At 45.4% G+C, this 26,329-nt stretch carries 29 protein-coding genes; 17 read left to right on the top strand and 12 right to left on the bottom strand.

The annotated features are described in order from the left end of the window. Positions 1 to 16: 16 nt before the first annotated feature. From AC2VDX_RS17885 to AC2VDX_RS17870, 4 genes are all read right to left on the bottom strand, one after another. Complete coding sequence (locus AC2VDX_RS17885) at positions 17 to 538, bottom strand: DUF948 domain-containing protein (RefSeq protein WP_378183953.1); 522 nt, start codon at positions 536 to 538, stop codon at positions 17 to 19. Next, positions 535 to 903: a YtxH domain-containing protein gene (locus AC2VDX_RS17880; protein WP_378183951.1), complete on the bottom strand. Its 369-nt coding sequence runs from the start codon at positions 901 to 903 to the stop codon at positions 535 to 537. The genes AC2VDX_RS17885 and AC2VDX_RS17880 overlap by 4 nt, the downstream gene beginning before the upstream one ends. Before the next feature lie 127 nt (positions 904 to 1,030). Further along, positions 1,031 to 1,366, bottom strand: a complete 336-nt coding sequence (locus tag AC2VDX_RS17875; protein WP_378183949.1) for a hypothetical protein — start codon at positions 1,364 to 1,366, stop codon at positions 1,031 to 1,033. 290 nt (positions 1,367 to 1,656) lie between these two features. Continuing rightward, positions 1,657 to 2,925, bottom strand: coding sequence for an HhoA/HhoB/HtrA family serine endopeptidase (locus AC2VDX_RS17870; protein WP_378183947.1), 1,269 nt, complete (start codon positions 2,923 to 2,925; stop codon positions 1,657 to 1,659). A gap of 375 nt (positions 2,926 to 3,300) precedes the next feature. On the opposite strand from AC2VDX_RS17870, the gene AC2VDX_RS17865 reads away from it, so the two are divergent. From AC2VDX_RS17865 to AC2VDX_RS17845, 5 genes are all read left to right on the top strand, one after another. Next, positions 3,301 to 3,762: a DUF2127 domain-containing protein gene (locus AC2VDX_RS17865; protein WP_378184053.1), complete on the top strand. Its 462-nt coding sequence runs from the start codon at positions 3,301 to 3,303 to the stop codon at positions 3,760 to 3,762. A gap of 231 nt (positions 3,763 to 3,993) precedes the next feature. After that, entirely contained in the window at positions 3,994 to 4,731 is a 738-nt protein-coding gene (locus tag AC2VDX_RS17860; protein ID WP_378183945.1) for a hypothetical protein, read from the top strand. A gap of 72 nt (positions 4,732 to 4,803) precedes the next feature. Then, on the top strand, positions 4,804 to 4,959 hold the full coding sequence (locus AC2VDX_RS17855; protein WP_378183943.1) for a hypothetical protein: 156 nt from the start codon (positions 4,804 to 4,806) through the stop codon (positions 4,957 to 4,959). 15 nt (positions 4,960 to 4,974) lie between these two features. After that, positions 4,975 to 5,100, top strand: coding sequence for a hypothetical protein (locus AC2VDX_RS17850; protein WP_486928215.1), 126 nt, complete (start codon positions 4,975 to 4,977; stop codon positions 5,098 to 5,100). Positions 5,101 to 5,172: 72 nt separating this feature from the next. Further along, a complete protein-coding gene (locus tag AC2VDX_RS17845; protein WP_378183941.1) occupies positions 5,173 to 7,434 on the top strand; it encodes a spermidine synthase in 2,262 nt (753 codons plus the stop codon). Positions 7,435 to 7,489: 55 nt separating this feature from the next. Here the strand turns inward: AC2VDX_RS17845 and AC2VDX_RS17840 are convergent, their stop codons facing one another. The 3 genes from AC2VDX_RS17840 to tkt form a co-directional block, all read right to left on the bottom strand. After that, positions 7,490 to 7,750 carry a hypothetical protein gene (locus AC2VDX_RS17840; protein WP_378183939.1) on the bottom strand — a complete coding sequence of 87 codons (261 nt, stop codon included), beginning with the start codon at positions 7,748 to 7,750 and terminating at the stop codon, positions 7,490 to 7,492. Positions 7,751 to 8,064: 314 nt separating this feature from the next. After that, positions 8,065 to 8,238: a hypothetical protein gene (locus tag AC2VDX_RS17835; RefSeq protein WP_378183937.1), complete on the bottom strand. Its 174-nt coding sequence runs from the start codon at positions 8,236 to 8,238 to the stop codon at positions 8,065 to 8,067. A 66-nt stretch (positions 8,239 to 8,304) separates the two neighbouring features. After that, positions 8,305 to 10,317 (bottom strand): transketolase, encoded by a 2,013-nt coding sequence (gene tkt, locus AC2VDX_RS17830; RefSeq protein WP_378183935.1) that lies wholly within the window; start codon positions 10,315 to 10,317, stop codon positions 8,305 to 8,307. Positions 10,318 to 10,356: 39 nt separating this feature from the next. Between tkt and AC2VDX_RS17825 the strand changes: the two genes are divergently transcribed. Continuing rightward, on the top strand, positions 10,357 to 10,533 hold the full coding sequence (locus AC2VDX_RS17825; protein ID WP_378183933.1) for a hypothetical protein: 177 nt from the start codon (positions 10,357 to 10,359) through the stop codon (positions 10,531 to 10,533). Positions 10,534 to 10,609: 76 nt separating this feature from the next. Here the strand turns inward: AC2VDX_RS17825 and fabF are convergent, their stop codons facing one another. Together fabF and acpP are read right to left on the bottom strand one after the other, a co-directional pair. Then, positions 10,610 to 11,860, bottom strand: a complete 1,251-nt coding sequence (gene fabF / locus AC2VDX_RS17820) for a beta-ketoacyl-ACP synthase II (RefSeq protein WP_378183931.1) — start codon at positions 11,858 to 11,860, stop codon at positions 10,610 to 10,612. Between the two features lie 205 nt (positions 11,861 to 12,065). Beyond that, on the bottom strand, positions 12,066 to 12,317 hold the full coding sequence (acpP, locus tag AC2VDX_RS17815) for an acyl carrier protein (RefSeq protein ID WP_378183929.1): 252 nt from the start codon (positions 12,315 to 12,317) through the stop codon (positions 12,066 to 12,068). Between the two features lie 350 nt (positions 12,318 to 12,667). Between acpP and AC2VDX_RS17810 the strand changes: the two genes are divergently transcribed. Both AC2VDX_RS17810 and AC2VDX_RS17805 read left to right on the top strand, forming a co-directional pair. Further along, positions 12,668 to 13,573: a CoB--CoM heterodisulfide reductase iron-sulfur subunit B family protein gene (locus AC2VDX_RS17810; RefSeq protein ID WP_378184051.1), complete on the top strand. Its 906-nt coding sequence runs from the start codon at positions 12,668 to 12,670 to the stop codon at positions 13,571 to 13,573. Between the two features lie 321 nt (positions 13,574 to 13,894). Next, positions 13,895 to 14,377 carry a hypothetical protein gene (locus tag AC2VDX_RS17805; RefSeq protein ID WP_378183927.1) on the top strand — a complete coding sequence of 161 codons (483 nt, stop codon included), beginning with the start codon at positions 13,895 to 13,897 and terminating at the stop codon, positions 14,375 to 14,377. 78 nt (positions 14,378 to 14,455) lie between these two features. Here the strand turns inward: AC2VDX_RS17805 and AC2VDX_RS17800 are convergent, their stop codons facing one another. After that, the gene (locus AC2VDX_RS17800) at positions 14,456 to 14,620 is read right to left on the bottom strand and encodes a hypothetical protein (RefSeq protein ID WP_378183925.1); all 165 of its coding nucleotides are present in this window, start codon (positions 14,618 to 14,620) and stop codon (positions 14,456 to 14,458) included. A gap of 3 nt (positions 14,621 to 14,623) precedes the next feature. Beyond that, on the bottom strand, positions 14,624 to 14,920 hold the full coding sequence (locus AC2VDX_RS17795) for a PepSY domain-containing protein (RefSeq protein ID WP_378183923.1): 297 nt from the start codon (positions 14,918 to 14,920) through the stop codon (positions 14,624 to 14,626). 215 nt (positions 14,921 to 15,135) lie between these two features. Between AC2VDX_RS17795 and AC2VDX_RS17790 the strand changes: the two genes are divergently transcribed. The 3 genes from AC2VDX_RS17790 (at position 15,136) to AC2VDX_RS17780 (ending at position 17,638) form a co-directional block, all read left to right on the top strand. Further along, on the top strand, positions 15,136 to 15,843 hold the full coding sequence (locus AC2VDX_RS17790) for a response regulator (RefSeq protein WP_378183921.1): 708 nt from the start codon (positions 15,136 to 15,138) through the stop codon (positions 15,841 to 15,843). A gap of 1 nt (position 15,844) precedes the next feature. Next, positions 15,845 to 16,942: a sensor histidine kinase gene (locus tag AC2VDX_RS17785; RefSeq protein ID WP_378183919.1), complete on the top strand. Its 1,098-nt coding sequence runs from the start codon at positions 15,845 to 15,847 to the stop codon at positions 16,940 to 16,942. Positions 16,943 to 17,437: 495 nt separating this feature from the next. Next, a complete protein-coding gene (locus AC2VDX_RS17780) occupies positions 17,438 to 17,638 on the top strand; it encodes a hypothetical protein (RefSeq protein WP_378183917.1) in 201 nt (66 codons plus the stop codon). 111 nt (positions 17,639 to 17,749) lie between these two features. Here the strand turns inward: AC2VDX_RS17780 and AC2VDX_RS17775 are convergent, their stop codons facing one another. Continuing rightward, entirely contained in the window at positions 17,750 to 18,616 is an 867-nt protein-coding gene (locus tag AC2VDX_RS17775) for a WCX domain-containing protein (protein WP_378183915.1), read from the bottom strand. Positions 18,617 to 18,711: 95 nt separating this feature from the next. Here AC2VDX_RS17775 and cas3 point away from each other — a divergent pair, with 95 nt between their 5' ends. The 6 genes from cas3 to cas10d all read left to right on the top strand — a co-directional run bounded on the left by cas3 (position 18,712) and on the right by cas10d (position 26,326). Next, positions 18,712 to 20,901: a type I-D CRISPR-associated helicase Cas3' gene (gene cas3 / locus AC2VDX_RS17770; protein WP_378183913.1), complete on the top strand. Its 2,190-nt coding sequence runs from the start codon at positions 18,712 to 18,714 to the stop codon at positions 20,899 to 20,901. Positions 20,902 to 21,225: 324 nt separating this feature from the next. After that, positions 21,226 to 21,423 (top strand): hypothetical protein, encoded by a 198-nt coding sequence (locus tag AC2VDX_RS17765; RefSeq protein WP_378183911.1) that lies wholly within the window; start codon positions 21,226 to 21,228, stop codon positions 21,421 to 21,423. Between the two features lie 253 nt (positions 21,424 to 21,676). After that, positions 21,677 to 21,922 carry a DUF433 domain-containing protein gene (locus AC2VDX_RS17760; RefSeq protein WP_378183909.1) on the top strand — a complete coding sequence of 82 codons (246 nt, stop codon included), beginning with the start codon at positions 21,677 to 21,679 and terminating at the stop codon, positions 21,920 to 21,922. Between the two features lie 22 nt (positions 21,923 to 21,944). Continuing rightward, positions 21,945 to 22,520 carry a hypothetical protein gene (locus tag AC2VDX_RS17755; RefSeq protein ID WP_378183907.1) on the top strand — a complete coding sequence of 192 codons (576 nt, stop codon included), beginning with the start codon at positions 21,945 to 21,947 and terminating at the stop codon, positions 22,518 to 22,520. 21 nt (positions 22,521 to 22,541) lie between these two features. Then, entirely contained in the window at positions 22,542 to 22,961 is a 420-nt protein-coding gene (locus AC2VDX_RS17750) for a hypothetical protein (RefSeq protein WP_378183905.1), read from the top strand. Between the two features lie 29 nt (positions 22,962 to 22,990). Beyond that, complete coding sequence (cas10d, locus tag AC2VDX_RS17745) at positions 22,991 to 26,326, top strand: type I-D CRISPR-associated protein Cas10d/Csc3 (RefSeq protein ID WP_378183903.1); 3,336 nt, start codon at positions 22,991 to 22,993, stop codon at positions 26,324 to 26,326. Positions 26,327 to 26,329 lie beyond the last annotated feature (3 nt).

The raw sequence follows: 26,329 nt of genomic DNA, 5'->3' as shown, positions 1-26,329 counted from the left end.
TTCAACGGCATCTATATTAATAATCTTCTGAGCCTAACGACTCCCACTCCTCATAATTTTTATGAGAAGTGGAGGCACTGTCAGTGTCTTGATAAGAAGTTTCACTGTATCCACGAGGCTCAAAACCATTTCTTGGCTCTGGGGGCAAACGATCGATTGACCTGCGCCCCCCTGTGGGACGCTTGAAGGTTTTCCAAGCAGCCTTGACACCTGCAAAGACGCTGCGAGTGCCAACTTGCACGTTTTGAGCCTGCTTTTTAGCACCGCTAATGCTTTGATCGACTTGTTTAACGACTTGACTGGCGCTTTTGACGCCTTCATTGACATCATCTGTCAAGTCACTAATTTCCAAACCCGTCAGGCGAATTGCTTCCAGCGTGGGGGGCAATTCTCGGTTCAACGTATCCGCTAATTTTTCCACACTGCGAGCCGCCCGCGCTAATTCTTGCACCGCTGGTAGCAGCGATACTAAGACGGCGGCTAAGCTAACCGCTACCAGCAGAATCGATAGTCCTAACCAAAATAAGGGTTCAGTCACTCTTGCGATCGCCTATCCTCTGTGGTTACAAGCGGGCGTGCATCAGCCGGGACTTCTTCATCGGTGACTTGTTTGAGTGCTTGTTGTTCGCGTGCAGATGCTTCAATTCCAGCAGCGATCGCCTGTTTTAATCTCAAAAGCGTTTCATCCCAGTTTCGCAGTGCTGATTCTGAGAGGCGGTCGGCTTGCAGTTGTACGCTGGTCGATAGGTCTTCCGCTAATTCTGGTAGGGCATCGGCAGATTTTTTTAACAGCCGCCGCGTCTCTCGACCTGTACGAGGGGCCATCAATAATCCGGTGATGGTTCCGAGAGCGCTTCCCAGCAGCAGACCACCAATAAACGATCCAGCACGGTTGTTTGACATTTTCTAGTCTCTATGTCTTAATTCCAATTTTAGGCAGTTTTCCATAATCCGTCGTCGGTACAGGCAGCGATACGAGTACCTTTGGAAAAAGAAAATCTTATCTTAACAGCAGCGGTATGAGCGAGTTTCAACTCCTGCGCCAGAAGCGCTGCGTCATTGCTATCGACTTTGGCTTATTTTGCAGCCAGAGCTTTTGTCCCAAACCGAATAATGCCAAAATTTTTTGCACCCGTTGTAGTTGAGGATCGAGTTGCTGATATCGCTCTGTGAGCCGATTAACCCCTAGCTGACCTTTAGAAAGAGTCTTGGGGGCACCTCGTAGCACGGCATAAGTATTCCGTTCGGCTGCGAGTACAATCTTTGTGATTTTTGCCAGACGCGATCGCAGTTTTTGGATTTTCCAGGCAACATACAGCAGCATCAGCGAGAGCAGCACATTGAAAACCACAACAATTGTCACCATCTCTCATCCTGAAAGCACCCAGCCTCTCTAGTTTGACTCATCTACCGCTTTTTGATCGTTCATTTCCTGCTTCACCGACTCCTCAGTTGCCGTGCTATCAGGTAGTACCAGGACTTATGCAAAGCTTATACATATAGCGTTTTGTACGGGCAATCCCCCTGTGGGATTGCGTCTTTCAGATGTGGTGATGTTGCGTAAGTCCTGCCACTCTGATAATACAAAAAGGATGGGCAAAATACCCATCCTCAAAAACCTTGTCTTACTCACTGTTTTAGAACGCTGTTAACAGATTACTCGCGCTGAACCGGGAGAGCGGCAGTGGTTACAGGTAGGTTAATCGTTTGCCCATTCCGAAGCACCTCCATCTGTAAACTACTGCCCACCTGGCTCCTTTCTACTTGCTGTTGTACTGTGTCTGTGTCTGTGACCGATTGACCGTTGATTTTTTGGATAACATCTCCCGTGCGTAACCCTGCATTGGCAGCTGGGGAGTTTTGCATAACTCTGACGACAAGGACGCCTCGATCTGCATCTATATTCACGCGACTGTTGGAATCTTCATTGATTTGCTGTTTGACTTCAGGAGTGAGTTTTACCATCTGGATGCCCAGATAAGGATGTTGCACGTTGCCAGTCGTCGCCAGCTGATTGCCAATGCGTTGAGCGGTATTGATGGGAATTGCAAAGCCTAATCCTTGGGCACCCCGGATAATCGCTGTATTCATACCAATCACTTCACCCTTGGCGTTCAGCAGTGGCCCGCCTGAGTTACCCGGATTAATCGCGGCATCCGTTTGGATAAAGTTTACCCGCTTATCGGGAACGCCGACTTGAGAGCTAGAGCGTCCGGTGGCACTGATAATCCCTGTTGTGACGGTATTATCTAGACCGAGAGGGTTGCCGATAGCGATCGCCCATTCTCCAGGTCTCAGCGCATCTGAATCGCCCAAACGAACTGTCGGAAGATTATTCGCCTGAATCTTAACGATGGCGACATCTGTTACCGGGTCTGTACCCATCACCTTACCCTTAAAGCTGCGCCCATCCTTGAGAATGACGTTTACAGTGTCGGCACCAGCGACTACATGGGCATTGGTGAGAATTTGACCATCCGTATTGATAATAAAGCCCGATCCCGTACCCCGTTCCACTCGCTCTTGCGGGCCAGTCGGCAATTCAGCTCCAAAGAACCGGCGGAAGAACGGGTCATTGAAGGCGTCAGGGAGTTGTTGTGTCACCGTGCGGGAAGAATTAATTCGCACCACTGCGGGTCCCACCTTTTCCACAACTTCTGTAACAAAGTTAGTGTCTGTGGTAAGCGGTAGTTGTGCCTGAGCAACCGCAACTCCTGGGGTTGGAGACACTTTAGAAGTAGAATCCTTGGAGGACAGCAGGGTATTTGACCCCAGATAGCTGCCTGAAAAGGTGACACCAGCTCCCAGCAGCACCAGCGATAGATAGGTGGCTGCCTTTTGCCAGGGTTTGGGTGCCGAAGCGTCAAATCCTTTCTGGTTGGGTTGCCTGGAATTATAATCGCTATCTTGCTGTTTGCTTTTCATTGTTGACATCTGAGACAAGGAAGTTAAAATTCTGTACGCTTGGCTCTGGTGAAGATAGCTCGGTTATTCGCTTGTTCACCAGGTGCGTCCGCGTGAAAACGCTGTGAAGATTTGCCCGTATAGATGCTTCGTTTAACATCTCTACATCTCTCAATCTAGACATCCCATGTGACGTGCTTGTGACGTTGATGTTGCACTCTAATGAAAATTCTTGGCGCTGGAGAGGGATATCTACTTTTAGGAGTACCTCTCAAAGCAGCAGCTTTTCCCCCACTTGCCCACATACGATCAAACGTAAGCGAGTGCTTAATTGTTCGGGTGTCCCAGAAGCGACTGACTCATTCACCAAAATCAGGGATAATTCATGTGAAAAATATTACTAAGCGCCCACCGGCTTTAGTGGCAATCGTGATTTACAAAACCTTCAGTGCTTTACTGCTTGTGGTGATGGCGATCGCTTTAGGATTAACAGTTAAAAAACATCAACTTTTGGTTGATTTTTCAGAATCTTATGCCTTAGAAGGTAAATTACAGATTATTAAATGGACTTTGAAGGAAATTTTGAATCTCAACCCTAAAACTTTGCAGTTTACCAGTATGGCTGTTGGACTCTACGCCATTGTAACTGCGATTGAGGGAATCGGTCTGTGGTATCAAAAAGCTTGGGCAAAAATATTAGTTCTGGTACTAGTAGGAATTAGTATCCCACCAGAAATTTTTGAGCTTATCCGAAGAATGTCGCTACTAAAGCTAGCAGTTTTTTTGGTAAATTTAGCTGTATTTTGGTATTTGTTGCGTCATTCCCTCTCTACCCGCGATGATAATCAATTACAGTAAAAACTGAAACTAGGCTTTAGCAGACAGTCATTGCTAACTTTAAAATCCCGGATTGGATGTTTTTGATTAAAAGTTACTTGACTGAATTTAGCTGACTCGTCTTCTGACAGATGCAGGAAGCGTTTACATGGGTGATTGGAAGTAGCAAGCCTTTTTTAGACCCCACTCAGAAATTGGACTGTTATGATGGACTGACCATCCAGCAGTTTCTATTGGCTCATTTCTGATTCTATGAATCGTTTAAAAGCTGAAGTTGTCCCTAAACCCAAAATCCAAGAGTACCTAATCCGGTTGATGTACGACTTATATGCCCAGTATTACGATGGCACCAGTTGGGAAATTTTTCAACAGGATTTAAGTAACAAAGATTATATAATTTTGCTGTGGAATGAAGAGGAAAAACTTCAGGGTTTTTCCACAGTGGCGGTTCTTTCGTTTGAATTTGAGGGAAAGCTGCAACGCGCTATTTTCTCCGGCGATACGATTATCCATCATCAATATTGGGGAGAACAAACTCTGCCTTTGGCGTGGTGTCGTCTGGCTGGGAAAATTAAAGGCGAAGCAATGGAGCAACCTTTGTATTGGTTTCTAATTGTTAAGGGATACCGGACGTATCGCTACTTGTCGGTATTTGCCCAACGTTTTTATCCGACTTGGCGATATCCAACGCCAGCAAATTATCAGGCGTTGATGGATTACCTGGCTAAGACAAAATTTGGAGATTACTACGATCCTGCAAGTGGGTTAATTCGCTTTCCCGCGTCGCTGGGACATTTGCGAGGAAGCTGGGCAGAGATTAAAGAAGGATTTCAGCATAAACCGGATGTACGCTACTTTTTAGAACGGAATCCGGAATATTACAAAGGGGATGAATTGGTGTGCTTGATGGAGTTGGGCGAGGAGAATATGCGATCGCACGCTCAACGGGGCTTCCTAGAAGGCTTGAGGGATACACGGAGTGAGGGATGAGCGCGATCGCTTCTTCAAAAAGCGAACCGATTAAGAAAGTAAATTTTGACGTGGAAAAGCCAGAAAAAGCTGATGCTTAAAACAACTGTTCGCGTAGTGGGTGTTGTTGCACTTCTCGACAAAGTGGCAGAAGTGAAATCGGTTCTTAGGGTGCTAGTTGAACCGACGCGCCAAGAAGATGTCTGCATCAGTTATGAGCTGGTGCAGACATCACAACGAGCCGACTGATTTTCCCTTTGTTGAATGAAAAGTGCAAAAATCAGCCACAACTGGAAGCGAATTTGGCATCAGCACACGAAAGCCGAGTCAAAATTGAACGGATTACTAGCAGATGAACCAGATATTCGTTCTTATCGGTTAGTTGCATAGACTGAGTTTAATCGTCGAGTATTGGAAATATAATTAATTGAGTTTCAGCTATTTACCAAAGGAGTATCGCTTTTGATTATTCTTTTCTCTTCCACCCTTTTTGTTAGTGCCTTCCTGCTTTTTTGGGTGCAATTGATGGTTGCTAAGATGATTCTGCCTTTATTAGGTGGCTCTCCATCAGTCTGGAACACTTGTCTATTCTTTTTTCAAGCGATTTTATTACTTGGTTATGGATATTCCCACATCACAACGAGTTGGTTTAGGATTCGTCGCCAAGCCGTTATTCACAGTATTTTTCTGCTATTGCCAATAGCATTTTTACCGATTACTGCCGCTAAGAATTGGATTCCTCCTCATGATGCCAATCCTATTCCGTGGCTGTTAGTTTTGCTGCTTTTATGTGTGGGATTTCCCTTTTTTGTTGTTGCTACCAGTGCGCCTTTAGTACAAAAGTGGTTTGCTGACACAGGACACCCAGCCAGTTCCGATCCTTATTTCCTATATACCGCAAGTAACCTGGGCAGTATGTTAGGAGTTCTCAGCTACCCCATCTTAATTGAACCGAATTTTTCTCTGACACACCAAAGTTGGTTATGGACAAGCGGTTACGGGTTATTGGTTTTGCTAACTCTAGGATGTGCAGTATGCGTGTGGCGATCGCCTGAAAATTTCAAAAGTTTACAGGCGGGTAACGCTGGGTTTATTCAAAATGTTGCTGGGGACACCAATTTAGTCAATAAATCCGCGCCTACAGAAGAATCTCCCACGATTCAACAGCAAGCGCAATGGGTATTACTGTCCTTTTTACCCTCTAGTTTACTTCTAGGAGTTACCGCTTATCTAACGACAGACATTGCAGCAATTCCGCTTTTGTGGGCAATTCCCTTAGCGATTTATCTATTAACATTTATTTTAACTTTTGCCCGTAAACCACTTTTGCCCCATAAAACTTTAGTGGCAATTTTACCTTTATGGTTGACTGTACTAATAATTTTATTTTTGATTCAGGTGATGCAGCCAATATGGGTGTTATTCCCTTTACATTTGGCAGGATTTTTTGTAGCTGCTTGTGTTTTTCATGGAGAATTGGCTCGAAGTCGTCCCAGTACGCAGTATCTAACTAATTTTTATCTGTGGATTTCTGTCGGGGGTGTCCTCGGTGGATTATTTAATGCGATCGCGGCTCCGCTTTTATTTCAATCTGTCCTAGAATACCCTCTGATTATGGTACTTTGTCTCCTACTGATGCAAACTCCCAAGGATGCAGATGACCCCCTATCCAGGCTACAGCGACGTTTAACTTTCCCCATCAGTTTAGGTCTTTTAATCGGCACTTTGCTTGTTGGTTTTACTAGCAAAAACTTTACTAATAACCTGATAGGTAACTTTATCGGCTTTAGCATCCTGACTGCCATTTTCTACTCCTTCAAACTGCACCCGATTCGCTTTGGGTTAGGCTTAGCTTTGATTGTTTTAATTAGTCAGTTTTCGATAGGAACTCTCGGTGGTATCCTCGATACCGAGCGCAGCTTTTTTGGCGTTTACCGCGTTTTAGATGACAGGCGCGGCAGCTATCATAGTCTTCTGCATGGCACCATCTTGCATGGGAAACAAAGTCTCGATCCAAAACGGCACGACGAACCTTTAACTTATTTTCATCCTACTGGCCCGATTGGGCAATTATTTAACTCTTTAAATCAAACTAAACCTCCCACGAATGTTGCCGTGCTAGGGTTGGGAATTGGGACGCTGGCTGCATACTCAGAACTGGGGCAACAATGGACTTTTTATGAAATAGATCCAACTATTGAAAGGTTGGCTCGTGACACTCGTTATTTCACCTTTTTACAGGATTCAAAAGCGCCATTATCCGTAGTTTTAGGGGATGCTCGTTGGCGATTTGCTGAAGTTCCAGATAATCGCTATGACTTGATTTTTATGGATGCTTTTAGCTCGGATTCAGTCCCCATTCATCTAATAACGCGGGAAGCCATTCAGCTTTACTTGAGTAAGTTAACTAAAGAAGGGTTAATTGTCATTAACATTTCTAATCGATTCCTGAATCTTGAGCCGGTTTTGGGTGCTTTAGCTCAGGATTTAGGATTGTCTACGCTGAGGCAGAGGGAAGCGAATATTTCTGAATCTGAGCGGGAAATTGGGAAATCTCCTTCTCATTGGGTGCTATTTGCTCGTAATCAAAAAGATTTGGGCAATCTCGTCAGTGATTCGCGCTGGCAACCCATCCCGGAAACAAAATCAGCGCCTCTGTGGACAGATGATTTTTCTAATATCTTCCGCGTGTTACGTGCCTTTGCAGCTAGAAAAGACGGGTGAATGACAGATGCGATCGCGCTGAGTCGCGTTTGGGCGATCGCACGCCCTTTACAGTCTACCGTAGCTGCCGTAATACTTTGATTTGTGAGGTGTTGAGCGTGGATGAGTTGGCAAAAGCGTCGAGATGAGGAGGCTGATTTAAATAAATTGATTGAGGTGCTGTCTCGGTAGCTATTCTCTTGGCTTTTTCTTTAATCGATTTGAGTACCAGACGAACTACCCATGAAGAGAGGTGCGGATTTTCATCTATTTCGGTCATCAGAGCATCTAAATCGTTAATAATCGCCATCATTGGGTAGTTAATATCTTTTTGCATGACTTTGACACTTTATTTGCAAGATTTGCTCGATTTACGCCTAAATCACTCAGATTGAGCGAATAGCGTGTTCTCGTTGCGGTACTTACTTAAAATAAAAAACTTTCGCGTAGCCCACAATCGTTGCTGTGTCACTCTCTTAGCCGACTTTCTACCCTAATGTTGTTTGCTTGTTGTTTTTTAGCCGATGTGGTTAGCTACTCCTTGCTGTATCAGCACTTGTGGCTTGGAGAAGAACTAGCGATCGCGCTTTGAAGTCGAAACACTACCGCCTCTGACAGTAGACAATTCCTCAACCGGCACACACAATCAAACTAAAAACTTCCTTCCCTGAAGTAGAAGACGGGAATCAACAAAAGCGAGAAAAGCCATATCAAATCCGGTTGATTCCCCACAATTAAGAGGAACCCCACCCCGCTAGAACCGGCGGCTCCAGCTTTCCTTCCGAAGAGCGGGGAGGGTTGGGGTTGGGGGTGAGGTGCTTGCATTGCTCAGATGTTAATAAAAAAGGGGGGACTTTTCAGTCCACCCTACAAGAGATTATTACTTGAGTCTTAACCCAACAGAGCCTTCGCCTTCGCTACCACGTTATCTACGTTGAAGCCGAACTTCTCTAGAGCAACTGGACCCGGAGCGGAGGAGCCAAAGCGATCGATGCTAATCATTTTGCCTTCGTTTCCGAGGTAACGGCACCAGCCAAAGCTAGAAGCCGCTTCCACAGCTAAGCGCTTAGTTACAGACTTGGGTAATACAGATTCCCGATAAGCTTCATCCTGCTCGTCGAACAACTCCCAGCTGGGCAGCGAAACGACACGGACTTTCTTGCCTTCGCCGCGCAACTGGTCTGCTGCCTTGGCGCAAAGTTGCAGTTCACTCCCGTTGCCAATCAAGATGATGTCAGGCGTACCTTCGCTGTCGGAAAGAATGTAAGCACCCTTGGCGGTGCCTTCCATCGAAGTGCCAGCCAAGTTGGGTTGTGCTAGACGAGACAGCGCCAGCAGAGTCGGACGATGCTGATTAGCAGCCGCGATCGCTACTTTATAACAACCAGAGGTTTCGTTCCCATCCGCAGGACGCATCACCGTTAGCTGGGGAATTGCCCGCAGGGAGGCAATCGTTTCCACAGGTTGGTGGGTGGGGCCATCTTCACCCAACTGGATCGAGTCGTGGGTCATTACCCAGATCACACCCGCATGGGAGAGGGCTGAGAGGCGAATCGCTGCCCGCATATAGTCAGCAAAGACTAAGAAGGTTGCCCCATAGGGAATCAAACCTGTGCCGTGCAGGGCAATGCCGTTACAAATCGCCCCCATGCCGTGTTCGCGGACACCAAAGCGCAGGTTGCGATTTTCGTAGTGACCTTTGAGGAAATCGCCAGAACTCTTGATTAAGGTCATGCAAGAACCAGCCAAGTCAGCTGAACCGCCAAGGAGTTCGGGTAAAACTCCAGCTAGAGAATTCAAGCATTTGCCAGAGTGATTGCGGGTAGCATCTGCTTTGTCTTCTGGGGTATAGGTGGGGAGAACTTTGTCCCAACCTTCTGGCAGTTTGTTGCTAATCAGCCGTTCTAATTCAGCAGCTTCTTCGCCATATTTGGCTTTGTAATTTTCCCAGTTTTTGTTCCACTCTTCCTCATACTTAGCGCCGCGCTCGATTGCCTTGCGCCAATGGTTGAGGGCATCTTCTGGAACGTCAAAAGGCTCGTATTCCCAACCCAGATGCTCGCGAGTCGCTTTCACTTCATCGCCACCCAAGGCAGCACCGTGGACACCGTGGGTGTTGGCTTTATTGGGGGAACCGTAACCAATCGTAGTGGCAACTTTAATTAAGGAAGGCTTATCAGTAACAGCTTTAGCGGCTTCAATTGCTTTGTGAATTGCCTCTAGGTCGGTGTTGCCGTCTTCTACGGTTTGGACGTGCCAGCCGTAGGCTTCATAGCGCTTGCCGACATCTTCGGTGAACGATAAATCGGTGTGACCGTCGATGGTGATTTTGTTGTCATCGTAGAGGGCAATCAGCTTGCCCAATCCCAAGTGTCCGGCTAGGGAACAAGCTTCGCTAGAGACGCCTTCTTGGTTGCAACCATCACCCAAAATCACGTAAGTGTAGTGGTCTACGATCGTGTGATCGGGCTTGTTAAATTTAGCTGCTAGGTGAGCTTCAGCCATTGCTAAGCCCACAGCATTAGAAATTCCTTGACCGAGAGGACCTGTGGTGACTTCTACCCCTTGAGTCATGAAGTTTTCCGGATGACCGGGAGTTTTCGATTCCCACTGCCGGAACTGCTTGAGGTCTTCAATCGTCAAATCTTCGTAACCAGTTAAATACAGTAAGGCGTACTGTAACATTGAGCCGTGACCGGCAGATAGCACGAAGCGATCGCGGTTGAACCATTTGGGATTTTTCGGGTTATACCGCATAAAGCGATCCCAAAGCACAAATGCCATTGGAGCAGCGCCCATTGGTAGCCCTGGATGGCCTGATTTTGCCTTCTCTACGGCGTCAATCGCCAGAAAGCGGACGGAGTTAATACAAAGCTCTTCGAGTGATTGGGTTGCAACGGCCATAATCTCTTCTACTTAACGACGGTTTAGCACGCTTATTGGGTGAGCGGGAAGTTGAATGCTCTGGATCGCCCTAAGCACCCATTAACCGATCATCCCATTAGCCGGATGGATGGGCAAGTCGTGGGCAGTATTAAGGGATCGCCCATTGGTATCGAAACAGGTGGCTCTCTTGCTTACCCCATTTCGATTCGGAATGGGAGATCCCGTACTTTGTGAGAAACAGGATAAATTATAGAGGGTGAAGGCTTAAATATTTTCTCCTTCACCCGACCCGCTGATATTTTTATCGCCCCTATCTGTACTTTTTAAATGCGAGTGTCACATTGTGACCGCCAAACCCGAAAGAGTTCGACAGCGCCACCTCGACTGTTTGAGAGCGACTTTTGTTGGGTACATAATCTAGGTCGCATCCCGGATCGGGGTTTTCCAGGTTGATGGTGGGAGGAATCTGGTTTTGGGCGATCGCCATCACCGTAGCAACTGCTTCAATCCCTCCAGAACCGCCCAGTAGGTGCCCCGTCATCGATTTGGTGGAGCTAATCGCCACTTTGTAGGCACTCTCACCTAAAGCTTTTTTGATCGCTGCTGTCTCAGTCACATCGTTGGCTGGTGTGCTGGTTCCGTGAGCATTGATGTAGCTAACTCGATCGGGAGCCAATCCTGCATCTTTTAAAGCTAGCTGCATGGCTCTGCTAGCTCCTTCACCACCTGGAACTGGCGCTGTCATGTGGTAGGCATCGCACGTCATACCGTAGCCGACAATTTCCGCATAAATCCGAGCGCCACGGCTCAAGGCGTATTCCAGTTCTTCCAAAACTAAAATGCCACAGCCTTCGCCCATGACAAAGCCATCGCGATCGCGATCGAAAGGACGACAAGCATGAGCCGGGTCGTCATTGCGCGTCGAAAGTGCCCGTGCTGACGAAAATCCAGCCAACGATAAAGGTGTCACGGCGGCTTCGCTACCGCCACAAATCATCGCTTGGGCATATCCCCCTTGAATCAGGCGAAAGGCATCTCCCACCGCATTAGAGCCAGATGCACAGGCTGTCACTGGGCAAGAGTTTGGCCCTTTGGCACCCGTGTGAATTGCCGTTAAACCCGCTGCCATGTTAGCGATCATCATGGGAATCATAAACGGGCTACAGCGGTCGGGACCACGACTCAAGTAGATTTCTTGCTGGTCTTCCAACACTTTGAGACCGCCCACTCCGCTGCCAATGATGACGCCTACTTGTTCTGCGTTCAGCTCATTAATCACAAATTGAGCGTCTGCGATCGCCTGCTTGCTCGCGGCTACCGCAAACTGGGCAAAACGATCCATCCGCTTTGCTTCCTTACGTTCCAGGTATTTGTGGGGGTCAAATCCCTTGACTTCACCAGCCATGCGACAATCATGCCGGGAAGGATCGAACAATGTAATCGGGCCAATGCCATTTGTGCCGCTCAACAACCCTGACCAATAATCTGCCAAAGTGTTGCCTATCGGTGTAATCGCGCCGAGACCTGTGACAACAACGCGCTTCCGTTCAAAATTTGTCATTATGCCAGTAATAGATGGGTTTTGCACCCAAAACGCAAAACAGTAATAAGACCGAGGAAAGAAGACCCAGAACTAAGTATCTATTTTTATTTTCAACTTAGGACTTCCTTGTGGGCGAGTTTTGCACCGAGTTTTAATTAGTTTTAATTAACGCGCCCGAAGAAAATTCTTCTTTACCCGCCCCTACAGCATTCAGCACGATTATTTATGCCGAAGCCGCCACTTTGCCAGTGATATAGTCCACAACGGCTTGAACGGTGCCAATTTGCTCAGCTGCCTCGTCTGGAATTTCGATATCAAACTCTTCTTCCAACGCCATCACGAGTTCAACCGTATCGAGGGAATCCGCTCCCAAATCGTTAGCAAAGCTAGCTTGCGGCGTGACTTCGTCGGGTTCAACCTCCAGTTGTTCCGCCACAATCTTCTTGACTCTTACAAAAATTTCCTCTTGGCTCATATTGATCCTCTACCCATTCCCTCAAGCTTGTTCTTAGGGTTATACGGTTCTAAGCATCTCTTCATCTTATCTGAAAGAGGGGACAACAAAAGCGGTAGATAGTCGCTTCTCCAAGTGGCACTGTCATATTGAAACTTAAACGAATGTGACCAGTTGTCCCCGGTACGGTATGGACAAGCGATGATAGGGGTAAAGGGAGTGCTGAGGACTGTTAGCTTAGAGGCGTGACAGCGCGGACTGAATGAAAAAAGTAATTTTTTTGCTCCTCCTGATTCCTGACATCTCTTTCCTCAGTCCTCAGTCCTGAAGTTATCAGTCCTTCTCAAGTGCCTGTAGTCTTTCGTCAAAATATGGCATCCCCGACTCTTAAATATGCTTACTTTCCCGGCTGCGTTGCTCAAGGGGCTTGCCGGGAGCTTTACCAGTCTACAGCAGCCCTCACCCAAGCTCTGGGCATCGAACTGATTGAGCTAAAAAAAGCTGCTTGTTGTGGTTCTGGTACCTACAAAGAAGATTCTCAACTGCTAGAAGATACGGTAAATGCCCGCAATATTGCTCTGGCAGAAGAACTGAATCTGCCGCTGCTAACCCATTGCAGTACCTGCCAGGGCGTCATTGGTCATGTGGATGAGCGTTTGAAGGACTCCCAACAATCAAACCCAGCTTATATTGAGCAGGTGAATGGCTTATTGAAGAAAGAAGGCTGTTCTCCCTATCAAGGCAGTACAGAAGTCAAACATCTGCTTTGGGCATTGGTAGCCGATTACGGATTAGATGAGTTGCAAAATCGAGTTAGCCGCAAGCTTGCTGGGTTGAAATGTGCGGCATTCTATGGCTGCTATTTGCTACGCGCCCAAACTCATATCCCCTATGACGACCCGCATCAACCGGAATCTATGGAGAATGTGTTTCGGGCAGTAGGGGCGACGCCAGTTTACTACCGAGGACGCACCCAGTGTTGCGGATGGCCCCTTTCCAGCTATGCCACCACGCAATCTTTCAAGATGGCTGGGTCGCATATTCAAGAAGCCCTCAATGCTGGTGCCGATTGTATGGTGACACCTTGTCCCTTGTGCCACCTGAATCTCGACTCCCGTCAACCGGAGGTTGAAAAAACAATCGGGCATAAGTTGGGTTTGCCAGTGCTGCATTTACCCCAGTTAATTTCTCTGGCGCTGGGGATTAGCCCGAAACAGCTCGGTTTGGATAGACACATTGTCTCGACTCATCCGGTGTTGGAAAAATTGGGCTTTTAGTGGGTAGGGTGGGCTACTTTAGTCCTGGCATCGGTGTTTATCTAAGTTGTAGAAAATTCACCACCGTGATTGTTTCCTAGAAACTGTCTTGAGCTGCCAAGCCCTCAAGACAGTTTCTACAAAATCAGGACTTACGCAAAGCTTATATATATAGCGTTTTTTCGGGTTCAATCCCCCTGTGGTTGCCCTCAGATGTCGCGCAAGTTGCGTAAGTCCTGAAAATCTGAGAAATTTGATGTGACATGGCAAAGACTTTTAGGTTAAAAGAATGGTTAGGCGTGGGGATAAGTTTATAATTCCGATTAGGGATTGAAATAAGCTATGGATTTTGAACCAGAAGTTACTGCAACCTCAATGCCCGAAGCAACTGAATTTGCTGAACCACCACGAAGCGCCTTCAAAGCTGCGACGCTAACGCCTTTGGAGTTGCTGCGAGATACCGAAGGGTTGCTGCGACGCAAAACTTTAGCAACTCTGACGCCGGTTTTGCCGCCTCTAGTGGCAACCAGTTTGCAAGATGCTTCAGAGGTGGCTGATGAATCTCTCAACCAACTGGCTGAGATTGACTTAGATGAAATCAGCGATGAGGAATTGAAACCAGCTCGTATTCTGATTGGTTTGACTTTTTCGGGATTTGGGGCGCTTTTTCTGGTTTTGTTGCTGCTTTATCTGTATCTCTTGCATCCAGAACTTAGCCCAGTCCAGCAGGTGCGCGAATATTGGTATGAGTATATTTGGTTTGTCTGCTTGGGCGTTGCTGGAATGATGATGCTAGGTCGAGAGACGATGCGCCCAAAAAATTAAAAATTAAATTTCTCAATTCTTAATTTTTAAGTGTCAGGGTTCTGAAAGTAATCGCTGTGGCTAAACAAAATATTAAAGTTATTCTGCAAAAGGCAAAATCAAGCAATAAGTAGGCACTTCGCCTATTGCAGCGCTTTTAAACGTTTGCAGCTCAAACGTCAGTCCTGTATTTGCCTCCACCTGGGGAGGAGCTAACTGAGGGGCACCCGCGACAAAAACACCTAAAATTTTTCCGAACCGCACAGGTCAAATTTCCTCAGAACGTTTCCTAGCGTTACGCCGCATCTGAAACCACATCCAGATTCCAGTAATTACCAAGGTTAATAAACCCAGCGCATTCAGGAACGGATAGATTATCTCTAGATTCAGAGAACCAAAATGACCTTTATGCCAATCTAGCAGCCAGTCGAAGTCCTCACCCTTGCCTTCGAGATCGACAATTTGATAAATCGAGCCGGTGAAGAGCGTCAATAGGAGTGGCAGCAGCATAATCGGGGCAAGGGCGCGATGGAGTTGACGCAGACGAACCTGATAAATTCTCATGGGAATGTTTTTAATAAACTAGAAACAATAACGTAAGACTCTCGTCCCAGCCGTTAGTATCGCTGATCTCAGACTTAAGTGAGTTAAAGTTTTATAATTTTTCATCACTTAATTCAATTCTTGCAAAACTGTTTGCCGTTTCCGTGTCATCGGGATGAATTTAAAATGACTTGGCGAGAAATCTTTTTATTGTCTTTATATCGCCTGCGAGCAATATGGATATTCTGATTGTTGAGGATGAACCGGAAATTGCCAAACTCATCCAGTTGACTTTAGCAAAAGAGGGGTTTTCCTGTCAGTTATGCCGGGATGGTTTGAGAGCTTTACAAGTTTTTCAGGAGCAACAACCAGATTTAATGATTCTCGACTTGATGTTACCGGGTTTGGATGGGCTGGAAGTGTGTGCCAGAATACGGCAGAAACCGGGAGCAAAAGATCCCTATATTTTGATGCTGACGGCTAGAGGTGAAGAAATTGACCGGGTAATTGGTCTATCTACGGGTGCGGATGATTACCTTGTCAAACCGTTTAGCCCTAGAGAACTGGTTGCGAGAGTTCGGGCGTTACTGCGGCGTAGCTTGCGTCAGGGCGGACAACATCAGGTTTACCGCACTCAGCATTTCACGGTTGATGTAGAACAGCACTCTGCCTCTCGTCAACTGAGTCCTCATCCGTGGGAAGCACTCGATTTGACTACGTTAGAATTTAATCTCTTGACTACGTTTATCAGTCATCCCAGTCGCGTCTGGAACCGAACGCAACTCATTGAGAAACTTTGGGGGAACGATTTTTTTGGCGATGAACGGGTGGTGGATACTCATGTGGCTCGGTTGCGGAAAAAAATTGAACCTGACCCAGCCAATCCCACCTTTATTAAAACAGTGGTTGGTGTGGGCTATAAATTTGAAGACTCACCTCTATAAAATGCCCCGGAATAAAATGGGACTGCGATCGCGCTTGTTTCTTTCCCATCTCTTAGTGATGATGGTAGGAGTGGGTAGTCTACTCATTATCAGCAAACTGTCTTCTCCCCGCTTCTTTATCGTCCAGCTTGAACAAATCGAAGTCAGCGGCATACAGGTACGCTATGCTCGCAGGCAGCTGGTGAGAGGGTTTGAAACAGCCTGGAGTCGCAGCACTTTCTTGTCATTTATCGCGGGTGCCACGGCTGCTGGGGGCTTGAGTTATTGGGTATCTCGCCGAATTACCCAGCCTTTGACGCAGATGGAACAAATTACCCGCAAGTTTGCCGCTGGGCACTTGGATGAGCGCCTACCGAAGAGCGAAATTCCAGAACTCAACCGCCTGGGTGCTAGTTTTAACCGCATGGCGTCTAGTCTCGAAGGTGTGGAACAGCGGCGGCGAGAACTTATTAGCGACCTGACGCATGAACTCCGAACGCCCCTAACTGTGATTCGCGGCTACCTGGAGGAGATGGCTGACAGCAGGATTGAACCATCGCCAGAAGTTTACCAGCGGTTGGTGCGGGAAACAACCCGGCTAGAGCGGTTAGTCAACGATTTGCAGGAACTCTCTAAAGCAGAGGCGGGGTATTTACCAATCAATCTCCAGCCGGTCAATCTACGACCTTTATTAGAGTCCCTGTTGGAAAAATTTTCTGACCAGGTGCTGGAAGATGGCCCGGTGCTGCGGTTAGACTGTCCGCTCCAGTTGCCCCCGGTATTAGCTGATATTGACCGTGTGGAGCAGGTTTTGGTTAATCTATTGGGAAATGCACTGCTATACACCAGTGCTGGTTCGATTACGGTCAAAGCCTGGAGTGAACCAAAACGCCTCTGGATTGCTGTAGTGGATACGGGTCAAGGAATTGCACCAAAAGATTTGCCTCATATCTTTGAGCGATTTTGGCGGGCTGAGCAGTCTCGAATCCAAAATTCCAGAGGAACTGGCATCGGTTTAGCTATTTCCTCCCGGTTGCTAGAACTGCAAGGCGGTCAGATTGAAGTAGAAAGCGAACTGGGAAAGGGTAGTACGTTTCGTTTTTTCTTGCCTTTAGCTTGACGGTTGTACTTGAGCTAATGACTGTACGGGGCTTTTGTTGGAGCGCCTCAATTTTTATAGATTTTAGGACTCGCCGCACATCACCACATCTGCCACCGGCAACCACAGGGGGATTGAACCCGAAAAAACGCTATATGTATAAGCTTTGCGTAAGTCCTGAGATTTTATGAATAAGGCACCGTTCCTGGTTGGGCTTTCCACTTCCTAAGGTTGGAGGGCAAGTGTGTAATGTCGGAATTGCTTGCGTAAAGGGCAAAGGAAGCGTTGAAAAGTAATATAGCAACATAGCAAAAGTTGACTTTGGCAACAATTCTGATAATTCGTTACTAGATGTTCGTATTACAAACTTTAGGCACAACTTGCTCATACTGTTGTCATAACAGGCTGTTAGTCTGAGAAAATCCCTTTGCGTTAAGTTTTGTTAAGCAATAGAAATTGCCGATCTCTGGCACGGGAATGCTCAATAGAGAGAAATAAAGGACTCTAGATACACTTATGATCTGTATAGAAGTGATTTACCTGCTGATAGCGACTACTTTATTTACCATCTGGCTAGAATTCTTTAAGCGCGATCGCAGTTGGAATACAGAAGAAAGATTTTCATCTTTTATCACTTTGGTGGTCGCAACAGTTTTCTGGCCTCTGGTTCTTCCCATCGCTTACATAGAGGTTTTGAAAACTAAAGAGAAATTATAATATCGAGTTGTAGTTGGGAGCATCCCAATAAAAATTAAAAATTAAAAATTAAAAAAGGAAATTATTCAATTTTTAATTTTGCATTTTTAATTTTTAATTCTCTTGCTGGCACTAATCCCGAATTTCCAGATTGTACTGACGGCAGAGGGATTTTATTTTGTCTGTCAGGCGCGATCGCACGTTTTCCGGCGACACCACTATACAATCTGGTGCATACTGCATGACTTCTCGGATAAACCAGAAGGTAGCAGACACTCGCCTAACTACTCGCCGTACTCGCTGGCCATCTGCTAACCAATCATTAGCAATATCTTCAGGTTTAGCTTGATAAGCAAAAGCCAAGCCACCCGTTAAGTGCATTTCCACTTCTATCCGATCCAGATTAGGAAGCCACTCACCCTCAACAGGTATCACTGCCGCTTCTTGGATACGGTCTAAACGCAAACACCAGTTGTGAACGAGTTCCGATACATCCTGGTTTCCTTCTGTCTCCTCGCACCAGCAATCGAGATATTGTCGCTTTTCGTGAGGAGTGACTTTGGCATGGCGGACAGTAAAGTTCCACAAGCGACCCGCAGCATCTTGGTAAGAAAGCTGAAAGGGTTGCTGGCGGAGGATGTAGCGGTCAATCTCCAAACGCCAAGGCGGGGGCAGGTTCGCTAAAAAACGTTCTATTTCTGCTCTTAAGGGCAATGAGAGTTCGCTGCGTTCGAGAAGCAACTCCGCAATGATTTGGGCTTGTTCAATCTGTCCGATGTCGGTTAAAGCCCGGATAGACCGATCTAGCGCTCTAATGCGTGTTTCTGACCAATCATGGTTACGACCGATGATTAGCTGGCGACGCGCGATCGCTTCTACCAGCTTGGAGATGTTGGGACGTTCTCCCCACATCATGCCAAGTTCGTGGGCGATCGCTTCTAACTCTGCTTTGTCGCGATCGGAAACTGAGAGGGTAATAGACTGACCTTTTCGACTCATTAAAAGTGTCCGTATACTTCTATTCGTATGTATCTTGCCAATCTCTATTTTGAGTGCCATGATGAAAAGCAACAAGCAAGTCACGGACACTAAATATGGACAAGTCCGATTATCGCATCACCCTGAAACCTGTTTATTCTTGTCCCGCCTCAGAAACACCAAAGGGCGTAAAGCTACCAGATGGTTGGTCGCTTTCCTGGCATCAAACCGCAACGTTGGAGGCAATCCGCAACCCCAACGTCGATGTCATCTTCAACACCGCAATGACGGGCGACGGGAAAAGCTTGGCAGCTTATCTAGAGACGCTAGTAACAGACTTTTTGGCAATTGGACTATATCCAACTAATGAACTTGCCCGCGACCAGGAAACGCAAATTCAGGACTATATTGAAAAATTTCAGCTTAAAATTAAGCCGCGTGTTGTTCGACTCAGTGGGCAAGAGTTAGAGATTTATGCAGAAAATGAAGGGCTAAAAAAAGCAGCAGCAATTGCTACTCGCACAGGTCAAGCTGAAATTTTATTGACTAATCCTGACATCTTTCACTACTTGTATCGAGGTGCATATCTAATTCGTGATGATAGTCCTGATAAGCTCTGGAGCCGAATTGACAAGTATTTTGATTTATTCATATTTGATGAATTCCATGTTTTCCAGGCTCCACAAATTGCTAGTGTGATTAACACAATGCTGTTAATCAAGAATACTAATCGTCAAAAGAAATTTCTCTTCCTGTCAGCAACTCCGAATAAACAACTAATAGATCGACTCAAGTTATCTGGTTTTCGATGTAAGGAGATTAACCCCATTGAAGAGAACAAGTATCAGTTTCCAGATACAGAGGCTCAGTGTCAGCAACTGAATGGACAAGGATGGCGACAGGTATCACGAGAAATTTCTCTTCAGTTTATCTCTCTGGAACCCAGCAATAAGGCTTCTGAAACTTGGTTGAAAGAAAATAGCGACTTAATCTTTGGTCACTTTCAGCAGTATCCAGGGAGCAAAGGAGCAATCATTCTCAACTCAATTGCAACGGTGAAGCGCCTTACATCATTCTTTCGAGAATTGTTGCATCCTCATGGGTTAGTGGTTGGGGAAAATACAGGTTTATCTGGGAAGGAGGAAAAAGAGCGATCGCTTTTAGCAGATTTGGTTCTCGGTACTAGCACAATTGATGTTGGGGTTGACTTCAAGATTAATTTCTTAATCTTTGAATCAGCAGATTCAGGTAGTTTCATTCAGCGTCTAGGAAGACTGGGACGGCATGATGGCTACGAACAGAATGGACAAAAGATTGCTTTTAAAACTTTCATAGCTTATGCACTCGTACCCAATTTTATAGTAGAAAAATTGTTTCTAGGTGATTCTCCAGTTCTAGAAGCAACTGGCATTTATGACCGTTCCTTCTTTCACAACCAAATTCGTGAGAACTACCGCAGAATCAACGATTTTGAAGGATATTACTCTCGCTGGGGTGCAGTTCAGTCAATGCGGCTTTGCCGACAGCTAGGACATAAAACAATTAAGCAGCAATATGAAGGCAGTCAAAAGGCATTTCAAACGGCTTGCGAACAAGTATTTAATATTAGCCTGAAAAAGGTTTTTGGTCGTAGCATGGCATGGGAAAAAGAGTGGCAGCAACTCTCAGGTAAGGATAAGGGAAATCCTATTGCTGAGGATGCAGCAAGTTTTCGAGGGTCTAGTCCTCTTCAGTGCGGCATTTACGATCTCACAGAATCAAATCAGGTAGATAAGTTTAAAACTTATGATTTACCAGGGATTTTGAGTAATTTGGAAATCGAAGTGATGACTAAAGAGGAGTTTATGCGATCGCTTCTCCAAACTGCTGAACGCATCGGACAACCCATTCCCAAAGGGCGATTTGCACACTGTCTCGCCTTCATGAAGTTACGGACATATCGGGAAGAACGGCTGAACTGGCGGTTTACTTATTCAGGCAAGTTGGATGCGATAGCTTCTTCTTGGAAGGTTCAGGTTTTGACTGGTATCGAGGTTTGGCAACCTGACAACTATTGGATTAGTGAAATCAACAAGCGGTTGAGAAAGCAAGCTTTAGTCAGTTATGTGCTGCGTCATCCGGTGGCAGAGGTGCGATCGCGCTTGCGCCTCCCCATGCACTTTGCAATTTACCCAATCAGCGATCAATACAGTTTTCATGATGCAACTGCACCTTATTCTATTGCTTTCAGCCAGTCAGCTTTACTACTAGATACGCTTGCTTACTCGTTCAAAAGTAAAGGAGGTGAAATATGGATTGCTGGATAGTTTCAATCCCTGATAGGGATTAGGGGTTAGTTTAGCAGGGAAGCTTACGGCAATAAGCGCAGACTTATTCCTTTCAATCCCTGATAGGGATTTGAGATTCCTGCAACCCGTGAAATGAGATGTTCTTTGTCAAGGATGTCATGAGAGGGTTGAATAAGTCAACGCTTATGGATTGTTGAATAAGTCAGTGCTTTAATTTTGCTTGACATGAGCTATCGCTTTAAGTACCTTCAGATTAAGCAAATCGCTGAAGCCCAGAAATGATAAGCATTTGGGCTGAGGGATTTGTTTGAGAAAAATTCTAAAAGGAGGTGATAAATAACTATGCTTGTCAAATTGACCAATCTTGAGCGATTAATTGTAGTCCTAAAAGACGGTCAGTGGCATTCGAGCGATGAGCTAGCTAACCAGGTTAGCTGGCGCTTCGGACACACAGTGTTTGAAGCTCGCAAGAAGGGCTACTCAATTGAGAAGCGGAAGGTTGCCCACAACCGATTTGAATATCGGATGCTGGCAGCATAACGCATCTCATAGCTCCTGTGGGGATTTCTCTGGCTAACCAGAGAGTCCCTTACAAGGGAGGGAAGCTCTTGAGCAGCTTGCGGCATTAAGTTCAGGCGTAGGCAATCTTAACCCCCATTTGCTAAAAGCAAAACTTGATAGCACAGGCTGGTTAAGCTCCAACCAAAGAACAAACCTAAAGCAGCTAACTCTACTAAAGCTTCCCTCTCCTTTACTCCAACGTCAAAACACCAAAACATTTCAGAGGTCAACAATGAACGAGCAAAAACTATTAGAGAGGATTACAGTCAACCTCAAAATCTTTAGCGGTAAGCCAATTATTCGGGGTCGTCGGCTGGCGGTTGAGCATATTTTAGGAATGCTGGCGGCGGGTGATAACGTCCAGACTCTGCTGGAGGGTTATCCCTGGTTAGAACAGGAAGATGTGCAAGCTTGTTTGGTCTATGCGCGTCGGTTAGTCGGTCACGAGCGAGTTGAATTCTTACCAGTGGAGTTTTAGGGGTGAAGCTACTTCATTAAAGATGCCCAACGAATCGGAAGACCAGGAACTCATAGACCAAGTTCGTGAAATTTATGGAGCATTTTTAGAAAAGCCAGAAAATACAGATTTGGCAAACCGCTTAAGTGCGCTATCAGAAAAATATAGGCGAGTAGCTGAGATGGAAGTTAATGCTGAAGCAAACCCTTTCGTAGGCTTGGATCGCGAAAACCTGCTGATGGAAGCCGAGACTGAACTTGAAGAACTCTCCAGTCAAATAAAGGAAGTCTATGAACTGAATCTGTCACCATCCGAACGACGACTATTTGAGGGAAGAACGCAAGGCGAGATCGATGAAATGCAAGAACTGATGAAACAATGGAGTCCAGCTACCTATGCAGATGTTGCAGCCAGCCTCCTCGACCACTCTTTCAGAAAAAATTACGAACCCTTGGACTATCTGCGGAACGCATCAAGATTTGACAAATCTAAAGCAGTCAGAATTCCGCGCTTGGGTTCTAGTGAAGTGGGTACAGTCAGATGGGAGATTAGAAGCACCGGAGAATACCTTATTGAAACGCCAGAGGGCAAAACTGTCACTTACGGTTTCAATAATTAAAAAACATACTAACGGAGGGTTATGAATATTAAGCAAGGCGAAGCTGAAATCTTTGAGCGTAATCGACTATCCGAGCTTAAAAATCGTTTGTTTGCTTACGAAAAAGCCATGAAAGATGAACGTCGCAAGCTGTGGGAAGCCGAGAAGGAATCGGAGGAAAAACATACTGTTTGGAGCCAGCTAGAACTTCTTTCAACTTATATCTCTGGATACGTTAGCCAGATTGCTGATTACGGCTACATACGTCAAAAACCTCAAGAAGCAATTAACCACTTGCACCAGTTGAGTATATTCGATGTCGATTGCATTGTGAACTGGTATCACCAGTCAGGGGATGAATATCCCAAAATCAAGCAGTTCTTTGAGCTTCTGGACTATATCCGTCTCCTTGCTCTGGAATATATCGAACGGTATCGCTTACTTGAGCCTACAGAAAAATAAGCATTAAATAAGAAATAAAGAGAAAACCCATGGCTTCTAGAAAAAAAGATGAACAATTAAATCTATTTGATAGTGAGAATTATTTAAACTCTGAGCAATCTGATGACTCAGAAGATAACTGGTTGCAAGCTGATGATTCAGAGTCTGAATTTGAACCCTCAGATCGCACTATCGAACCCCAAGCGCGTGAGTTACTGACACTCAAGCTACTACGGGAGGCAATTCAGACTCAAAATCCTAATGATCAGGTGATGAGTGACTTTGCAGAGTATGTATTACCTAATCTGTTACGAATCGCAATTGGCGTTACTGCAAAAGGTGGTAAGTTTTTTGATGAACTCGATCGCAAGAATGAAGCGGAAGGAAAAGATAGAGTTCGACGGGACAATGCTGGCGATCAATCGCTCAATACTCATTTACTCAATGGACTATTTCCAGCTAATTTAATTGAGCAACGGTTGGAAAAATTAAATACTACTGTGCAGCGGGTGGTGAGAGAACGAGAAAGGCGAATCGTAATAGCTGGGTTTATTCTCCATGACTTTGAAAAGTTCCCAGATATGCCTGCTGATTGCCGCAAGTTACCATTAGAACAGCATCGTCAAATTATTGATGAAAAAGTCCGTCAGCTAGGTTTGGATCGCTTCCTCAATCCTGATGATTCAGAAGCCTACAAAGAGTATATAGATGATTTGCTTTGTGTGGCTTATAATGCTCAACGACGGTGGGATACGAACTGGAATTTTTCGGAGTTTGGACTAAATCCAAAATTACGCGATCGCACTCTCCGTAGTCTTTCAGATTTAACCTGTCTAGCCGATTCCCTAGCCTCTATCATCAAACATCCCCAGGATGCTGAAAATACAAGACTAAATGAGTTAATTCATAGCCTGAGTGATGGACAACTAAAATTTACTTACCATAGCATTGCTGAGAACCGAGGCGTACTTACTAATGTAGTCAACAATGCCGTGATGCAGGCACATACAAGCCTCAATACTGAAGATAAAGCTTACTACGAACCACTCTTGTATCTGCCTACAGGAGTCATCTATCTCGCTCACAGAGATGCGCCACCTGTTGCTCCAAATGGTTTACCCAATCGCGTAGTTGTTAGCATCAAAAAACTATGTGCTAATCAACTTTTAGCTCGAAAAGTTGGATTTAGTCGTGGAAATATTGGCATAAAATACGCTGACTACTACAACCTCTTCTTCGACGTTAAAGGTTTAATGCTATTTGCCGTTGATGCAGTGTCTAGCAAAATCAAGACGAGTAAGGCAGCAGATAAAGCTACTAACTTGGCTCAGTTTCAGCGCAGGAGTACTCTAGATAAGAACATTGATATAGATTTTGCAGAAGATGTTCGTATTGATCACTTGGCAGAGCTAGGAGCTTTAATCACTGGAAAGTTTTGGAAGGAATACCTTGATAAGGTTAAAACTGTACTCAAAAAGAACAAAGAACTACCTCCAATCCCAACTATCAATCTTACTGAAATAGCTGTTGACTTTCTTGAGCTGTTTGAGCATAAGCCTGCAATCATAGCACTTCAGCAACTAAAAGATACCGGAGGTATTGCTTATGACTGGTATTACATTGCAGCGCAATACCTTAAACGGAATCCGGGACAGGAAGATGTTCGTGAGATTTCTCAAAATCTTGTTAATCGATGGATAGAGGTCATTGAACCAATCATCACTCAGTATGAATTGTTTGATGAATGGAAAGATCTAAAAGATTGGTGCGATCGCGTAATTATTCTTCCAGGTAATACGTTCAATCAATCAGCCACCGATCAAGCTGAAATCTTTCTGAAGGAACTGACAAACTACAATGCTGCAAAAAAATCCAGTCGAGGACGGCAATTAATTTGTTCTATTTCTCATTCTGCTTATACAGTAACTGAGCAGATGGAGTCAGCAGTTTTATTCACTCCCCAGGTTTACACCAATAAGCAAATGTTGGGAGGTTCTAACGCTAAACGAAATATTTCTAGTATTGCAGGCATTGAAATGATGCTACGACAAATTTTGATGAATCAAACTCAAGCTGTGGGTAAAAAGTTTGAGGATGGGAAGTATCGCTATCTTTATTTCTATCCCACTTATTACTTCACGCCAGAGACTAATAAATTTCTGCAAAAGGCATACAATGGAATTGCTCAAACTCGCTTTGATACCAGCATCCGTAATCACTTTGTTAGTAAGGACTTGCAGGCAAATTTAGAACGCGATCGCTATCAAAGTGTAGACGCTTTCCTTATTAACGAAGATATCGAACCAGGGAAAGACCGAACCTTTAAACTTTCCTATCCAGAAGACCAGCCCTTGACATTTTACTTCATGGCGCTACCTCCTGGACGCGATGGCACTGATACCGAGTCTTGGGTAATGCCTACTTGGTTAGCATTTGCTTTCCCGATGATTCTGGATGTCAAAACAGTGGTTTCTGAGTCGCCGATTCCACCGTTTAATGATGGGGCTGAGTTTGAGGAAAGCGTATTTTTGGATAGTGCGCCACAAGCTTTTCGGGTGTTGCTGAAGCGCGATCGCTTCCGTCTTGACTATATCCTTGAAGGTTGGACGGAGAATGGTAACTCTTATCCCGCACCACTCAACGTCTTAACTGCCGCTTACGCTATACATTTAGATGTCAATGCTAGACAGGGTAAGTCCGGCTATGACTCCAACTGGGGTAGATTTACTGAACTATCAAAGGATTTTGAAACCAGTCCACTCTATGTATTCAGCTACCTAAATCGATGGGTTCGCAATCAGGGAATTGAAAATGCACGAATTGAGAAAATTAAGCTTTATGCTTACCACTTTTACCCCTGCTTTGACCCTTACACTAAATACGATCCAAATTCGGAGGAATTAATCGTGGGAGAAGAATCAAATCTCAATCATCCCAAAAAGCTAACGGAACTTTATCGCAAATTCTATCGAGCAAATAAGCGATACAATCCTAAAGCAAATGCAGTATTAAAACCTATTGATATTGCTGCCAAAACTATTCTTGAAGCTGATTTAAGTTTTCAAGGTGAAGTAATGGTTCATATGGTGGCGGCTGAAGTGTTCAAGCTAATGGATCGGGTTCATGCGTCCACAGCCGAAGGACGTTGGATATTCAAGAATCGGGAAGAAGAACGACAGGCAATTTTAGAGTTTGCTCAGTACTTTGTTGTGGAGGTATTTGAGAAATCTTTTGCAGGCGATCGCGCTCGTCTAGCAGGGCGTCAAATCAACTTAATTCGAGATACTTGTGAGTTTCTTTATCGTCTTGAAGATGACAAAGAACGTCAAAATATTCATCAACATGAATCCGAGGAAATTACCGAAATCGAAACTGAGGAAAACTAGATT

Source organism: Coleofasciculus sp. H7-1 (genome assembly GCF_057473865.1).
The sequence above is the reverse complement of the archived record's forward strand: the minus strand, read 5'-3'. Positions and strand labels throughout refer to the sequence as shown.

Coding starts and splice junctions, on each gene's coding strand:
- AC2VDX_RS17880 (WP_378183951.1), bottom strand. CDS start 903: ATGTCAAACAACCGTGCTGGATCGTTTATTGGTGGTCTGCTGCTGGGA.
- AC2VDX_RS17875 (WP_378183949.1), bottom strand. CDS start 1,366: ATGGTGACAATTGTTGTGGTTTTCAATGTGCTGCTCTCGCTGATGCTG.
- AC2VDX_RS17870 (WP_378183947.1), bottom strand. CDS start 2,925: ATGAAAAGCAAACAGCAAGATAGCGATTATAATTCCAGGCAACCCAAC.
- AC2VDX_RS17860 (WP_378183945.1), top strand. CDS start 3,994: ATGAATCGTTTAAAAGCTGAAGTTGTCCCTAAACCCAAAATCCAAGAG.
- AC2VDX_RS17855 (WP_378183943.1), top strand. CDS start 4,804: ATGCTTAAAACAACTGTTCGCGTAGTGGGTGTTGTTGCACTTCTCGAC.
- AC2VDX_RS17850 (WP_486928215.1), top strand. CDS start 4,975: ATGAAAAGTGCAAAAATCAGCCACAACTGGAAGCGAATTTGGCATCAG.
- AC2VDX_RS17840 (WP_378183939.1), bottom strand. CDS start 7,750: ATGCAAAAAGATATTAACTACCCAATGATGGCGATTATTAACGATTTA.
- AC2VDX_RS17835 (WP_378183937.1), bottom strand. CDS start 8,238: ATGCAAGCACCTCACCCCCAACCCCAACCCTCCCCGCTCTTCGGAAGG.
- tkt (WP_378183935.1), bottom strand. CDS start 10,317: ATGGCCGTTGCAACCCAATCACTCGAAGAGCTTTGTATTAACTCCGTC.
- fabF (WP_378183931.1), bottom strand. CDS start 11,860: ATGACAAATTTTGAACGGAAGCGCGTTGTTGTCACAGGTCTCGGCGCG.
- acpP (WP_378183929.1), bottom strand. CDS start 12,317: ATGAGCCAAGAGGAAATTTTTGTAAGAGTCAAGAAGATTGTGGCGGAA.
- AC2VDX_RS17810 (WP_378184051.1), top strand. CDS start 12,668: ATGGCATCCCCGACTCTTAAATATGCTTACTTTCCCGGCTGCGTTGCT.
- AC2VDX_RS17805 (WP_378183927.1), top strand. CDS start 13,895: ATGGATTTTGAACCAGAAGTTACTGCAACCTCAATGCCCGAAGCAACT.
- AC2VDX_RS17795 (WP_378183923.1), bottom strand. CDS start 14,920: ATGAGAATTTATCAGGTTCGTCTGCGTCAACTCCATCGCGCCCTTGCC.
- AC2VDX_RS17790 (WP_378183921.1), top strand. CDS start 15,136: ATGGATATTCTGATTGTTGAGGATGAACCGGAAATTGCCAAACTCATC.
- AC2VDX_RS17785 (WP_378183919.1), top strand. CDS start 15,845: ATGCCCCGGAATAAAATGGGACTGCGATCGCGCTTGTTTCTTTCCCAT.
- AC2VDX_RS17780 (WP_378183917.1), top strand. CDS start 17,438: ATGATCTGTATAGAAGTGATTTACCTGCTGATAGCGACTACTTTATTT.
- AC2VDX_RS17775 (WP_378183915.1), bottom strand. CDS start 18,616: ATGAGTCGAAAAGGTCAGTCTATTACCCTCTCAGTTTCCGATCGCGAC.
- cas3 (WP_378183913.1), top strand. CDS start 18,712: ATGGACAAGTCCGATTATCGCATCACCCTGAAACCTGTTTATTCTTGT.
- AC2VDX_RS17765 (WP_378183911.1), top strand. CDS start 21,226: ATGCTTGTCAAATTGACCAATCTTGAGCGATTAATTGTAGTCCTAAAA.
- AC2VDX_RS17760 (WP_378183909.1), top strand. CDS start 21,677: ATGAACGAGCAAAAACTATTAGAGAGGATTACAGTCAACCTCAAAATC.
- AC2VDX_RS17755 (WP_378183907.1), top strand. CDS start 21,945: ATGCCCAACGAATCGGAAGACCAGGAACTCATAGACCAAGTTCGTGAA.
- AC2VDX_RS17750 (WP_378183905.1), top strand. CDS start 22,542: ATGAATATTAAGCAAGGCGAAGCTGAAATCTTTGAGCGTAATCGACTA.
- cas10d (WP_378183903.1), top strand. CDS start 22,991: ATGGCTTCTAGAAAAAAAGATGAACAATTAAATCTATTTGATAGTGAG.